The following is a 13,819-nucleotide window of genomic DNA, read 5'->3' as shown; positions in this document are numbered from 1 at the left end:
GACCGGCGACCGGTCGGCGTCGTGCGCGGCGCGCCGAGGAGGGCCGGGAGACCGCCCGGGGGTGGGTGGGCCCGTGCCCCGGCCCGCCCGGCGGGGACACGGACCCGGCTCTCAGGCGGCCAGTCCGGGGCCCTCCTCGCCCGCCTCGACCGGAACGCGATCATCCACATTCACCCGTTCGGCCGACGCCGTGTCCGGCCGGACACCGGGGTCGGTTCCGGAGGCGCCCTCGGTGTGGCGTTCGATTCCGTTCGGGCCCCCTCCGGCGCGGGCCTCGACCGGGCTGAACGTCCCGGCGGCCCGGTCGAGGACGTAGGCCTGGGCCGTGGCGAAGTCGAAGTACATCCCGACCAGCCGCAGGGTGCCCTCCTCGACCCGGCGCTCCACCGCGGGGTTCGCCATCAACTGGTCCAGCTGCTGGACCACGTTGGTGATGCAGAGCTGCTCCACGACGTCCACCACGGGCCGGGCGGCGAACTCCGCCGGGACCCGTCGGAGCCGGTCCAGCGAGCCGCGTCCGTTGCGCAGCCAGCGGGCCAGCGGGGTGGGCGGCCCGGGGCGCTCGTGCACGCCGTCCAGCAGAGCCTGCATCGCACCGCAGCCGGAGTGGCCGCACACCGTGATCGAGCGCACCTCCAGCACCTCGACCGCGTACTGCACCGCGGCGGCCACCGAGTCGTCCGCCGCTCCGGGTTCGTGCGGGGCCGGCACCAGGTTGCCGACGTTGCGCACGGTGAACAGGTCCCCCGGACCGCTGTTGGTGATCATGCTGGTGACCATCCGGGAGTCCGCGCAGGTCAGGAAGAGCTGGGAGGGCGTCTGCCCCTCGCGCGCCAGCCGGGCGAGCTCCGGCCGGACCAGCGGAGCGGTGTGCAGCTGGAACACCCGGACGCCGTCCAGCAGTCGGCCGTGCGGGTCCTCCCGCTGCTCGATGCAGTGGTGGCCGACCCAGGGCGTCCAGGCGCGGCAGCGGTGCGGGCCCGGCGAACTTCCCGCACGGACGGTGCCGTCCGGGTCGAGCACCTCGTCGTCCTGGCGGTGCGTCACCATCGAGACCCGGCCGCCCGATCCCTGGTGCCCGGCCCGCCAGGTGTGCAGCGTCTCGTACGCGGCGTGGTCCAGGAAGGAGCCGTCGTGGACCACGGTGACCCCGGCCCCGGCCGGGATGCCGGCCAGGGCCCGGCCGAGCCGGGGCACGGAGGCGAAGGTGAGCGGGCCGTGCGTCCGGACGGTGACCGTGCCGTCGGGGCCGGTCTCCACGTCCACGTGGGCGCGGGTCAGCCGGTAGAGGGCGAGCAGTATGGCGGTGCCGGCGCCGATCGCGACGCCCCACAGCACCCCGGCGGCCACCACGCCGAGCACGGTGACCAGGTAGACGGGGAACTCGCGGTGCCGGTGGACCTTGCGGATGTGCGCGAAGCTCACCATCTGCAGCCCGACCACCAGCACCAGCGCGGCGAGCGCGGCCAGCGGGATCCGGCGCAGCCCGCCGGTCAGGACGAGCGCGGCGGCCAGCACCCAGACGCCGTGCAGCACCGAGGACCACCTGGTCCGGGCACCGGCCCGCACGTTGGCGGTGCTGCGCACCGCGCCGCCGGCGACCGGCAACCCGCCGGCCAGGCCGCTCACCAGGTTGGCGAGGCCCTGACCGCGCAGTTCGCGGTCGAGGTCGCCGGTGCGACGGGACATCCGGTCGGTCGCGACGGCGGACAGCAGCGACTCCACACTGGCCACGGCGGTGACGGTGAGGACGGCGGCGAGGATTCCGAGGACCGGGCCGTGCGGCAGCGCGGGCAGGAGCACCTGCGGCCGCCAGGCGGGCAGTTCGATGTGGGCGAGCCGCAGGTCCAGGGCGAGGACGAGGACGGTGGCCAGCGCGACACCGGCCAGCGGGCCGGGCACCTTCGCCAGCCGGGCGCCCAATTCGCCGGCACGGCCCGGAAGTCGGCCGAGGCGCGGCCAGCCGACCAGGACGGCCGCGGTCACCGCTCCGGCCAGAAGCGCGGGCGGGTGCGGGCCGGCCAACTGGCCGGGCAGGGCCAGGATGTCGGCGATCGCGGAGCTCTGCGGCGAGCCGCCGAGGACGACGTGCAGCTGCGCGAGGGCGATGGTGATGCCGACCCCGGCCAGCATGCCGTGCACGATCGCGGGGGAGACGGCGAGCGCGGTCCGGGCCACCCGGCGCGCACCGAGCAGGAGTTGGAGCAGGCCGGCGGCGACGGTGATGGCGCAGGTGGCCTGCCAGCCGTACTGGGCGATCAGCCCGGCGGTGATCACCGTCAGGGCGGCCGAGGGGCCGCTGACCTGGAGCGGTGTGCCGCCGAACAGCCCGACCACGATCCCGCCCACGGCCGCCGCGGCCAGGCCGGCGGTGAGCGGGGCGCCGGTGGCGAGCGCGATGCCGAGGGAGAACGGCACCGCGATGAGGAAGACCACGAGGGAGGCGGAGAGGTCCTGGGCCCACCGGATCCGGGGGCCCGGGCTCGGTGGCGCGTGGTCGGTGGTGTCGGAGGCGATGGGGGCGCTGGAGATGTCGAGGGTCATGGTCTTCCCGTCTGTCCGGGGGAGCGAACGCAGTCAGGTCCGGTGGCATGTCCGGGGTGGGGCTCCGGGGCGGATCGGCTGTCGTGGGTCGCGACGGTGTGGCGGGATGGCGTGGGCGCGGCGGGGGAGTGCGGGTGTCACCGGCCGGCGTCGACCATCTGGCACGCCAGGGCTCCGGGCGAGGTGCGGGACGTCTCACCGGGGCCGTCGGGCGAACCATCAAGACTCGGTAAACCGAGGGTAATGAAAGCTTTGCACAGCGTGGTTCCGGGAGGGAAGCGGAAAACCCCCTGGTTCACTCCATTGGGTGGTGGCCGAACGGCTGGGAATCTGCTGGTGGCAGTGGTCGGGCCCGTCTGCCCGGGGCGGACACGGCGAACGGGCCGCGGCCTCCCCGTGGCGTGGGGAGACCGCGGCCCGTCCGGCTGCGGTGCCGTGGTGCTGTGGTGCCGTGGTGTCGCGGTGCTGTGGTGTCGCAGGTCAGGCGCGGACGCCCGCCGGGGCCGTGCGCGTGTCGCTCTCCGCGCACTCGCCCAGGACGAAGTCCTCGTCCACCTGGGTCGTGAGGTCGATGCCGACCTTGGAGTTGGCCCAACTCTCCGCGTTGCGGCGGTGGAAGAGCACCGCCTGCTCGGTGTAGCGGCGCGTGTCCCGCCGCCCGTACGCCGCGTCGGCCTCGATCCGGAGCTCGTCCAGCACGGCCCGGTTGGCCGGCTCCAGGGACCTCAGCGGGGGTTCGGCGCCCTGCTCCAGGCGGCGCACCCACTCCGACTGCCCGAAGGTGGTGAGCAGGTCCCCGCCGACCTCGCGGCGGAGGAAGGCCAGGTCCTCCGGGCCCTGCACCTTGTTGCCGACCACCCGCAGCTGAACGCCGAAGTCGCGGGCGTAGTCCCGGTACTGGCGGTAGACGGAGACGGCCTTGCGGGTCGGCTCGGCGACCAGGAAGGTGAGGTCGAAGCGGGTGAACAGGCCGGAGGCGAAGGAGTCCGAGCCCGCGGTCATGTCGGTCACCAGGTACTCGCCCGGGCCGTCCAGCAGGTGGTTGAGCAGCAGCTCCACCGCGCCGACCTTGGAGTGGTAGCAGGTCACCCCGAGGTCCTCCTCGGTGAACGCGCCGGTGGCCAGCAGCCGGACCGAGCCCTCGTCCAGCGCGATCGGACGGGCGCAGGCGGCGTAGACCGGGTTCTCCTCGACGATCCGCAGCAGCCGTGAACCCCGGCCGGGCGGCGTGGTTTTGATCATTTCGTCGGAGGAGCGGATCAGCGGATTGCTGCCGCGCAGGTACTCCTTGATCTCCGGCAGGTGCCCGCCCAGCGGGGGCAGTTCGGCGGCCTGATCGTCGGTCAGCCCGAGGGCGGGGCCCAGGTGCTGGTTGATGTCGGCGTCCACGGCGACGACGGGCCGGCCCAGGGCTGCCAGATGGCGGATGAACAGCGCGGACAGCGTGGTCTTCCCGCTGCCGCCCTTGCCGACGAAGGCGATCTTCATCTGGGGACTCCGGCTCTCGCTCAGGGCCCTCGCAGTGGGCCGACTGCCCAGGGGCCGCGTCGCGCGGGCCCTAGTTGGAAATCGTTATCGTCTCCGATAGTGGCCATGCTAGCCGGGGTTCGGGTTTCACCGGGGGCGGGAAGTGAGGATTGCCTCTAACGGGTGATGCGGGGTTGCTGTTCCGGGAGGGGCGGCCCGTTCATTACTCTCGGGTAGGTGAGCACTGGAACTGATCCCCTCGCCCCGCTGGCCCAGCTCCCCGGGGTGCCCGACGCGGTGGCCGAGGTGCGCAAGGCCGTCGACCGGCTCTACGGCCACCGGGTGATGCGCCGCCGCGCGGCCGAGGTCACCTCCGAGTCCGCGCTGCGCGGGGCCCGCGCGTCGGCGGCCCTGGCCGGGGCCGACTGGCCGCTGGAGGAGGTCCGCCGCCGCAGCGACTTCGGCGCGGACCCCGAATCCCGAACGGTCGGTGCGGCCCTGCGGATCGCCGCCGAGGCCGGCCAGCTGCTCAGCATCTGGCGGCACTCGCCGCTCCAGGTGCTGGCCCGGCTGCACCTGCTCGCGGTCGGCGACGGCGATCCGGCCGCCGGTCGCCCGCGGCGCGCCGGAGAGGATGCCGAGGACCTGTTCCCGCTGGAGCTCCGGCCGGTGGAGAGCGTCGAGGCCGAGGTCGCGGACGGGCCGCTGCCCGCGCTGCCGCCCGCTCCGGGCGCCGAGGAGGTCGCGGCCCGGCTCGATCAGCTCTCCCGGCTGCTGGTGGCGCGCGCGGAGGGCCAGGGCGTGGGCACACCGGCCCTCGTCGTGGCCTCGGTGGTGCACGGCGAACTGCTCGCGCTGCGGCCTTTCGGCACCCACAACGGCGTGATCGCGCGGGCCGCCCAGCGGATCGTGCTGATCGCCGAGGGGCTCGACCCGAAGTCGATCTGCCCGGCCGAGGTCGGGCTGGCGGAACTCGGCACCGCCGCGTACCGCCGCGCCCTGGCCGGCTACCTGGCGGGCACCCCCGAGGGGATGGCGGCCTGGATCGCGCACTGCGGCCGGGCGCTGCGGCTCGGGACCCGGGAGAGCACGGCGGTCTGCGAGGCGATGCAGCGCGGGATGGTCTGAGCGGCGCACCGGCCGGACGGCGCGCGCCCGCCCCAGGGGGCGCGCAGAGACACGGATGCGGCGGCACCTGATCCTGCCGGGTGCCGCCGCTGGTGCAGATACCGGGTGACCATGCATGCACCGGAAGTGCCGATCAGACGGGGATCCTGCCCGTTCGTCTGGTCCGGCGGCCCGACAGCGGGTCGGCTGCATGTGGGTGCCCGGATATCTGTACGTGCGGTCCGTGGGGCCTGAACTGCGTTGTCGGTTTGACCTCTTAGGTCCTGACCGGGTCTCGCGGGCCGTGCTTCATTTGTATCGCGTTTCGGGGGAAAGGGGAACCCGAAACGAGAAGTCTGTCCCGATTGCCCGTTTTGGCCAAAGGGGTGGGGCAGGGTTGTGCCTCAGGCGCCGGGGCGCCGCCGGCGGGCCAGGTACCAGATCACCCCGGCGGTCACCGCGGCCGTCCCGACCGCCACGGCGGTCAGCACCGAACCGCTCGGGGCGGAGAACTCGGGCAGCCGGCGCCGAAGTTCCACCGGCTTCTCGAAGACCAGCACCGGCCACTCCCGGGCCTGCGCCTCCTTCCGCAGCGCGCGGTCGGGGTTGACCGCCGAAGGACGGCCGACCGCCTCCAGCAGCGGCAGGTCGGTGGAGGAGTCGCTGTAGGCGTAGGACGAGGCCAGGTCGTAGCCCTCGGCCGCGGCCAACTCCCGGATGGCGGCGGCCTTGTTCTCGGCGTAGGCGTAGTACTCGATCTCGCCGGTGTAGCAGCCGTCCTCGACCTTCAGCCGGGTGGCGATCACGTGGTCCGCGCCGAGCAGCCGGCCGATCGGCTCGACCACCTCGGAGCCGGAGCTGCTGACGATCACCACGTCCCGGCCGGCCGCGTGGTGCTGCTCGATCAGCGAGGCCGCCTCGTCGTAGATGATCGGGTCGATCAGGTTGTGCAGGGTCTCGGCGACGATCTCGCGGACCTGCTGGACGTTCCAGCCCCGGGTGAGCGCGGAGAGGTACTCGCGCATCTTCTCCATCTGGTCGTGGTCCGCGCCGCCGACCAGGAAGACGAACTGGGCGTACGCGCTGCGCAGGACCGCCCGACGGTTGATCAGACCGCCCTGGTAGAAGGGGCGGCTGAAGGCCAGCGCGCTCGACTTGGCGATGATGGTCTTGTCGAGGTCGAAGAAGGCCGCCGTGCGCGGTCCGCCGGGTCGGTGGCGAACGGGCGGGCGGAGCTCTTCGGGCCCGGTGGTGTCGCCCGGGGACTCGTCGGCGTGGTCGTCGGCGTTCTCGGTGGTGTCCACGGGAACCGAGGATAGAGGGAGCCGCAAAACACCCCGCCATTCGGTGTACTCGCGGGCGTGCGGGTTTGTGTTTCTGGCCGCTCGGGTACACCATGGAAGTCACGGATCGTTCGCGACCGTGCTAACCCGGTCCGGCTCCTCCCCCCCGAGCCGGGCTGTGGATAGACGACCCCCGCTCTCCCCCCCGGCGGGGGTCGTCGCACGTCCGGGGCCATTTTCAGGGCTTGAACGCCCCTCGCGGCGCGTTCGCCGCCGTGGCGCGGACGATCTACGGGGGGTGTCGCCGGATCGGCGCGCCGATCGACTTTCGTCACTCTCCGTCGCCATCTGCTCATGTCCGTCGGGAACCGAACGGCTGGTTCCGATCGGTGCCGCGGGCCCGTCCGGAGGCGGTGTCCGGAGGGCGGCGGACATCGGCGGGGAGAACGCCCGAACGCGATGCGGCTGACCGCCGGTTCATCTCGGTGACCCCCATTCGTCAATTCTTCGCCGAATAGCCCCCCGCCCGGGTGAACGTTTTCCTCCGCGGCCACGAGTTATCCACAGGCAATCGGAACTCGGATGACGGAATCCGGATCTCCCCCCACCTTGATGACCGGCGGCGGTCGCCGGGCAGGGCCTCATCCCCCTTCTTCCAGAGGTCTGTCGGGCGGCCGTCCGCCGGAACCGTCCGACGCGCGCCGCCGGCCGCCCCAGGTGGCCGGCGGCGCGGAGGGGAGAAACCATGTCGACGCCGATCGCCGACCACATCACGGCCGAGGGCCCCGCGATCGCCGGGCCGCTCGTCGTCACCGAGGACGAGGGCCTGGCCGAGCACCTGCTGCGGATCTGCGCGGCCGCAGGCACCGAGCCGAGGCTGGTCCGGGGCGCGCCGCCGACGCGGGACCTCTGGGAAGGGGCCTCGCTGGTCCTGGTCGGGGACGACCAGGCGGTCCGCTGCTCCGAGCTGGGGCGGCGTGCCGGGGTACTGCTGCTCGGGCTGGACCTCGACGACCCCGGCGTGTGGGTCAGGGCCGTCCGACTCGGGGCCGAGCACGTGCTATTCCTGCCCGACGCCGAGGCCTGGCTGCTCGACCGGGTCGCCGACGCGGCCGAGGGAGTCGGCTGTCCGGCGGTCACCATCGCGGTGCTCGGCGGGTCCGGCGGGGCCGGGGCCTCGACGCTGGCCTGCGCGCTGGCGGTCACGGCCGCGCGGGCGGGCCGGCGGACGATGCTCCTGGACGGCGACCCGCTGGGCGGCGGCCTCGACATCCTGCTCGGCGGCGAGCGGGTCAGCGGGCTGCGCTGGCCCGATCTGGCCGGCTCCCGCGGGCGGGTCAGCGGGGCCGAGCTGGCCCGGGCGTTGCCGGCGCTCAAGCGGCTCTCCGCCCTGTCCTGCCTGTCCTGGGACCGCGGCGACACCCTGACCGTGCCGCCCGAGGCCATGCGCAGCGTGCTGGCCGCCTCCAGACGGCGCGGCGGGCTGGTGGTGGTCGACGTGCCCCGCCACCTCGACGCGGCCGCCGGGCAGGCGCTGGAGCAGTCCGACGTGGCGCTCCTGGTGGTGTCGGCCGAGCTGCGGGCGGTGGCTGCCGCTGACCGGGTCGCGGCGGCCGCCGGGATGCGGCTCGGGGACGTCCGGGCCGTGGTGCGGCCGGTGCGGGCCGGCGGGCTCCCGGCCCGGCAGATCGTCCGCGGGCTGCGATTGCCGTTGGCGGGGGAGCTGGAGCCGGAGCCGGGCCTGGCCCAGGACGTCGTGAAGGGCGTCCCGCCCGGGAGCCGGGACAACGGCCCGCTCGCGCGCTTCTGCGCGGGCTTCCTGAACGAAGTGCTGCCGCCGGTGCCGGCGGTCGGAGGAGGGGTGTACTGATGGTCCGTCTGCGGAGAACAGTCCTCGGGAGCGGGCCGCCCGGCCCGGGCGGCGGTGCGCGGGAGCACCCGCCGCTGCGGAGCGTGCCGCCGTCCGGTGGTCCGCCGGAGCCCGGGCACGGGCCCTGCCCGCACGGCCGGACGGCCCGCGAGCAGCGGACGGCGGCCCTGGTGGACGCGGTCCGGCTGCGGTTGGCCGAATCGGGCGCCGCCCCGACGGCCGGATCGGTCGCGGCCGCCCTGCGGGCCACCCGCCCGCCGCTCGGCGGGGACGAGGTCCTGGACACCGTGCGCTCGCTGCGCGCCGAACTGGTGGGTGCGGGCCCGCTGGAGCGGCTGCTGGCGGCGTCCGACGTCACGGACGTCCTGGTGAACGGTCCGGAGGAGGTGTGGGTCGACCGTGGCGGCGGCCTGCAGCGCGCCACCGGAGTCCGCTTCGCCGACGCCGGGGCGGTGCGGCGGCTGGCCCATCGGCTGGCCACCGCGGCCGGCCGTCGGCTGGACGACGCCCGCCCGTGGGTGGACGCCCGACTGCCGGACGGCACCCGGCTGCACGCCGTGCTGCCGCCGATCGCGGCCGGCTGCACGCACATCTCGCTGCGGGTCTGCCGGCCCCGGCCCTTCACGCTCGACGAACTGGTGGCGGGCGGATCGCTGCCCCCGGTGGGCGCGGAACTGCTCGCGGGCATCGTGCGGGCCCGGCTGTCGCTGCTGGTGTCCGGTGGGACGGGCTCGGGGAAGACGACGCTCCTGTCGGCGCTGCTCGGCCTGGTCGGGCCGGACGAGCGGATCGTGGTCGCCGAGGACTCCGCCGAGCTGCAACCGGCCCACCCGCACGTGGTCCGGTTGCAGAGCCGGCCGCCCAACCAGGAGGGGCTGGGCGAGTTCACGCTGCGGGACCTCGTCCGTCAGGCGCTGCGGATGCGCCCGGACCGGCTGGTGATCGGCGAGGTCCGCGGGCCCGAGGTGTCGGACCTGCTGGCCGCGCTGAACACCGGCCACGAGGGCGGCTTCGGCACCGTCCACGCCAACACGGCGGCGGACGTGCCGGTCCGGCTGGAGGCCCTGGGCGCGCTCGCCGGTCTCGACCGGACGGCGCTGCACAGCCAACTGCGGGCCGCGCTCGACGTGGTGGTGCACCTGGTCCGAGATCCGGGCTCGGGGCGGCGTCGGGTGGCGGAGATCCACACGCTGGCCGGGGCCGGTGACGGATCGGCCGTGACCACACCCGCGGTGGCCTTCCCGGCCTCCGGCGGCCTGCGTCCCGGTGCGGGCTGGGAGCGGTTGATCGGGCTGCTCGCGGCGCGCGGGGTGTCGCTCGGACCGGGGCGGCCGTGATCGCGAAGACGCCGGTGAAGGCGGTGGGTGTGGACGTACGGGTGGTGGAACTCGCCCTCGCCCTGCTCTTGGGCGGGTGCGCGGCGGGTGCCCTGCTGCTGCTCGGCGGCGTGGGCCGGAAAGGCCGAGGGGAACGGAGGTGAGCGATGTGACGCAAAGTCAGTTGGCGCTCTGCTGGACGGTGGTGCTGTGCCTGGCGGCCGCAGCGGCGTGGCGCGCGGTGCAGGAGCAGCTGCCGGGTGGGCGGCGCTCCAGGCTGGTCCTGGCTGGCAGCGGGCCCCCGGTGCGAGGGCCCGGCCCGGAGGCCACGGCGCGGGTCGGTGGACGACTGCCGGAGTTCCTGGCGCCCGAACTGCTGCTCCTGCCGGTGGGTTTGGCTGCCGGGCAGGCCACCGCCTCGCCGGTGCCGGCGCTCGCGGCGGCCCTGGCCGTTCTGCCGCTGCGTGGATGGCGGCTGCGACGGCGACTGGCGGCCGAGGCGCGGCGCCGGGCCTCGGCGGTGGTGGAGCTCTGCGTCGGCCTGGCGGGGGAGCTGCGCGGCGGGGCGACGCCGGAGCAGGCGCTGCACCTGGTCACCGTGCGCCTCGCCGCCGACCCGGAGGGGCTGCGCGGACTCGGCGAGGAGTCGGTGGCCCGGCTGGCGGCCGGCCGCTACGGCGCGGACGTGCCCGCCGCGCTGCACCTGTTGGCCGAACGTCCCGGTGGCGGTGGGGCCGCGGCCATCGCGGCCTGCTGGCGGGTGTCGGCGGACAGCGGGTCGGGGTTGGCCGATGCGCTGGAGCGGGTCGCGGAGGCGCTGCGTGGCGAGCGGGTGCTCGCGGAGGAGATCGCCGGGGAACTGGCCGGTCCGCGGGCGACGATCGCCGTCCTGGCGGCGCTGCCGGGCATCGGGCTGCTTCTCGGCGCGGCGCTGGGGGCCCGTCCGTCGGAGATCCTGCTGCACACCCCGACCGGGCTGGGATGCCTCCTGGCGGGGGCGTTCCTGGAGGGGCTGGGCGTGCTCTGGACGGCACGCATCGTCCGGGTGGCGGCCCACGGCGCGTTGGAGACGCTGCCGGGGCGGAGCGGGCGGCGTCGGGCCTCCGGCCGTGCCGCGACGGCTCTTCGGCCGGGCGAGCGCGTACGCGGGCCCCGACGGCTGCGCGCTCGGCTGCCCGGGGTGGGAGCGGGGGTGAGGTGATGCGGGGCGTCGAGTGGGCGGCGGTCGCCCTTCCGACCGGGGTGGCCATCGCGGGGTGGACGTCGGTGCGCGGCCGGGCGAGGCGTCGACGGGTGCTGGTCCGGGCGCGAGCGCGGGAGGCGAGCGGGAAGCGAACCGGCGTGCCGGTCCTGGGCGCAGGGCGCCGACGGCGGGTGGTCACGGCGGCCGCGGCGGGGCTCGGGGTGGCGGTGTTGCTCGGAGGTGGCTCCGGGCTGGCCGTCGGGGTGCTGCTGGCGGTGGGCGTCCACCGGTGGTCGGCGGGGGCACGGACACCGGCCGACCGCGCGGAGGCCCGCGAGGAGGAGCTGCTGGTCAGGCAACTTCCGCTGGGTGCCGAGCTGTTGGCGGCCTGCCTCGGTTCTGCGGCGCTGCCCTCGGAAGCCGTCTCCGCGGTGGGTCGGAGCGTGGGGGCGCCGCTGGGGCCCCGGTTGGTGGCGATCGGGGCCGAACTGTCCCTGGGCGCACCGCCGGAGCTGTGTTGGCGCCGCCTGGGCGAGCAGCACCCCGCACTCGCGCCGCTGGCCCGATGCCTGGAGCGCAGCAGCCTCGGCGGCGTCCCCGCCGCCGGCCCGCTGATCGGGCTGGCGCAGGGGCAGCGCGCGGCGGCCGCGCGGGCGGCCCACGCCCAGGTCCGCCGGGCCGCGGTGCTCGCCACCGCGCCGCTGGGGCTCTGCTTCCTCCCGGCCTTCGTGCTGATCGGCGTGGTGCCGGTGGTCGTCGGCATCACCGCCCGCTTCGCCCAGGCGATGTGAGGGTGAATCGGCTGCGCGGGACCGCCGAACGAACAACGAACAACGAACAACGAACGACAGGAGAGATTCATGACCGCAGTGATCGCGATCCGGCCCGGCGCCGACCGCCCGCTCCGCCCGTCGGTCGGGGCCTGGCGGCGCAGGAGCCGTCGGGCTGCCCCTCGGGTGCGCTGGGCAACCTGCCGTGCCCGCCGGGTGCCCGGCCTCCGGGGCCGCTCGGACGCCGGGATGACCACGTCGGGTATCGCGGCACATGCTGTGTCCCACAGCTGTTGCGTCTCATTGGTCGGCCGTCAAGGCGCCGAGCCACCAGGCGCAACCATCGTCAACCGTGTTGCATTCTAGCAAGCCACAGAGGCCCTTGTGTGACGCATGTCACACCTGTGGACCTGGGGTCGTGTCGATGTCGTCGCCCGGCAAGGCGCCTCCGTGCCATTGCCCGTGGAGCATGTGGTTCCGGAGCTGACGCAACGTTCCTGCCCCGCGGAGCCTCGCGGGTCCTGCGGTTTGGACTAGGAACCGTTCCAGCGTACTCAGAAGTTCTTCGGTCGGGATCTCGGTGGTCATCAGTTTTGTCGCGAGACGTTGACGAGCGGCGAAGTCAGGGCTGCCCTCGCGGAAGTCAGGGAGGGCTGGTTCTGCGCTGCTGATCACCACGGGTGGGTGCACGGAGGTTGAGAAGAGGATCTTGGTCGACCACTTCACGCTCAACTGGGCAAACTTGACTCCGGGGGAAGTGTTCAAGGCGATGCCCGAGACCAGCCAGGTGGTGTTCGCCGTGTACCAGACGGCACCTCCGATCTCATGACCGCTGATCTCCTCGACCCCGACCAGTTCGACGAATGGGGGTGCCACCCACGCTTCCATGTGGGCGGGGCTGTCCGGTTCAACTACGGAGGCGCCCGATCCGGGCAGCCAACTGGCCAGCCCGTAGAAGTCTCGTAGCCGTTCCTTGGCTTCGATCTGGATCACGCGTGCCAACCTGTCGGATCGAAGCAGGTCTTCGTCATCAACCGTCGCGCTCACCTTGTTGGTGAATCGCTCTACGACGTCGTCCCAGCCGGAGAGCAGGACAAGCCGATCCTTCAGCTCCCGGGCATCGTCGTTCATCGGATACTCAAATGAGGACCCGTCGCCGAAGTCCGAGGAGTTGGCAGTCACGAAGTACACCTGCTCGGACGGGTGATCCTGCATGTACTTGATCACTGTGAGCCAGATCGCGACGTCCCTGGCCCCGGTCTTGGTGTCACCGTGCTTATCGTTCCGGTCGCGTTTGGCCGGCTTGAGTCCGTGAGCCTCGCGCGAGAGGGCTGCCATGGCCATCTCCGGGGTCGTTTCGACCACGCGGAACAGGTCGCTGTACTGCTTAGTCCAGTACGTGTCGATCGCGTCGTGCTGGGAGTCCGGGACGGTCTGCTTGCCCAAAGGATCAGGGGTGACGGCCTGTAGGTTCGAGATCGCGCTTTCGACGGTCTTGTACGCGTCCCGGTACCGAAGCACCTGTTGGGCGGCCAGTTCCACCAGCACCATTGAGGGAACGCCAACATCCTGACCGCTGGCGCGGAGCTTGCGGATCAGGTCGGCCTTGTCGCTGGCGGGGTTCAGCAGGCGCACCGCATTGGTGTCGAAAATGATCAACGATCCTCCAGGTTCTCTGTGCAGATGTTGCCATCAACCGGGTTGGGATTGCCCTCAATTACAGACAATTCAAGGCAAGTTCAGGCAATCTGGCATGCCCCAGCCACCTTTCAGGTCTGGCATGCTTGTCGAACTGTTCGGCGCCGGGGACATTGGCACGTGCGCGACTGCCCCCTCCGGGCCAGGGCGCGAAGTGGGGTTCATCGGCCTTCGGCCGATCCGGCAGTGCCGCGCCCGCTTCGCTACGTCATGCCGGACGGCGGCAAGAGTGCTCTTCCGCCGGGCGTGTCGGGCTTCCAGCCGCGCGGAAGCCCCGGCGGGGGCTCCTCCGGACCCCGCCCCCGCCGGATTCGTTTCCATGGCTGGGGAATGGAGGCCGTGTCCCATTTGTGCTGTGCGACCTTCTGCGGGCGCGGTCCCGTGGGGCCGAGATGTCGACTGCATGCCGATGCCTCTGATGACCTCAGGCCACCCCAACGCTGGCTTTCGAGTGACTTCCGTCACACTGGCTCCGGGGGAATCGTCGGGAGCCTTGGGTGGGGGTGGGTATCGTCTTGAGCAGGGCGAGTTCGGCGGGGGAGAGCCCGACGCCGGCGCCGACGATGAGCGGGGGAGCCACG

At 73.4% G+C, this 13,819-nt stretch carries 10 protein-coding genes; 6 read left to right on the top strand and 4 right to left on the bottom strand.

Features of this window, described 5'->3' with window-relative positions:
- Positions 1-111: 111 nt before the first annotated feature.
- Both AB0E96_RS13840 and AB0E96_RS13835 read right to left on the bottom strand, forming a co-directional pair.
- Complete coding sequence (locus AB0E96_RS13840) at positions 112-2,544, bottom strand: SulP family inorganic anion transporter (protein WP_359822583.1); 2,433 nt, start codon at positions 2,542-2,544, stop codon at positions 112-114.
- 480 nt (positions 2,545-3,024) lie between these two features.
- A complete protein-coding gene (locus AB0E96_RS13835) occupies positions 3,025-4,032 on the bottom strand; it encodes an ATP-binding protein (RefSeq protein WP_359822581.1) in 1,008 nt (335 codons plus the stop codon).
- Between the two features lie 216 nt (positions 4,033-4,248).
- Between AB0E96_RS13835 and AB0E96_RS13830 the strand changes: the two genes are divergently transcribed.
- A complete protein-coding gene (locus AB0E96_RS13830) occupies positions 4,249-5,139 on the top strand; it encodes an oxidoreductase (RefSeq protein WP_359822579.1) in 891 nt (296 codons plus the stop codon).
- A gap of 383 nt (positions 5,140-5,522) precedes the next feature.
- Here AB0E96_RS13830 and AB0E96_RS13825 read toward each other — a convergent pair whose 3' ends face one another.
- Positions 5,523-6,422: an HAD-IB family hydrolase gene (locus AB0E96_RS13825; RefSeq protein ID WP_359822577.1), complete on the bottom strand. Its 900-nt coding sequence runs from the start codon at positions 6,420-6,422 to the stop codon at positions 5,523-5,525.
- A 724-nt stretch (positions 6,423-7,146) separates the two neighbouring features.
- Here AB0E96_RS13825 and ssd point away from each other — a divergent pair.
- The 5 genes from ssd to AB0E96_RS13800 are packed head-to-tail and all read left to right on the top strand — an operon-like array spanning position 7,147 to position 11,561.
- On the top strand, positions 7,147-8,271 hold the full coding sequence (ssd, locus tag AB0E96_RS13820; protein WP_359822575.1) for a septum site-determining protein Ssd: 1,125 nt from the start codon (positions 7,147-7,149) through the stop codon (positions 8,269-8,271).
- Positions 8,271-9,608: a TadA family conjugal transfer-associated ATPase gene (locus tag AB0E96_RS13815; RefSeq protein ID WP_359822573.1), complete on the top strand. Its 1,338-nt coding sequence runs from the start codon at positions 8,271-8,273 to the stop codon at positions 9,606-9,608. The genes ssd and AB0E96_RS13815 overlap by 1 nt, the downstream gene beginning before the upstream one ends.
- Positions 9,605-9,751, top strand: coding sequence for a hypothetical protein (locus AB0E96_RS13810; RefSeq protein WP_359822570.1), 147 nt, complete (start codon positions 9,605-9,607; stop codon positions 9,749-9,751). Before AB0E96_RS13815 ends, AB0E96_RS13810 begins: the two co-directional genes overlap by 4 nt.
- Positions 9,752-9,756: 5 nt before the next feature.
- A complete protein-coding gene (locus AB0E96_RS13805; protein WP_359822568.1) occupies positions 9,757-10,788 on the top strand; it encodes a type II secretion system F family protein in 1,032 nt (343 codons plus the stop codon).
- Positions 10,788-11,561: a type II secretion system F family protein gene (locus tag AB0E96_RS13800; RefSeq protein WP_359822566.1), complete on the top strand. Its 774-nt coding sequence runs from the start codon at positions 10,788-10,790 to the stop codon at positions 11,559-11,561. The genes AB0E96_RS13805 and AB0E96_RS13800 overlap by 1 nt, the downstream gene beginning before the upstream one ends.
- Before the next feature lie 375 nt (positions 11,562-11,936).
- Here the strand turns inward: AB0E96_RS13800 and AB0E96_RS13795 are convergent, their stop codons facing one another.
- Positions 11,937-13,199: a PIN domain-containing protein gene (locus AB0E96_RS13795; RefSeq protein WP_359822563.1), complete on the bottom strand. Its 1,263-nt coding sequence runs from the start codon at positions 13,197-13,199 to the stop codon at positions 11,937-11,939.
- Positions 13,200-13,819: the final 620 nt, after the last annotated feature.

Origin of the sequence: Kitasatospora sp. NPDC036755, assembly GCF_040636595.1 — a bacterium.
Taxonomy (GTDB): Bacteria; Actinomycetota; Actinomycetes; order Streptomycetales; family Streptomycetaceae; genus Kitasatospora.
Note: the sequence above shows the minus strand (reverse complement) of the source record. Positions and strands in the feature narration are given on the sequence as shown.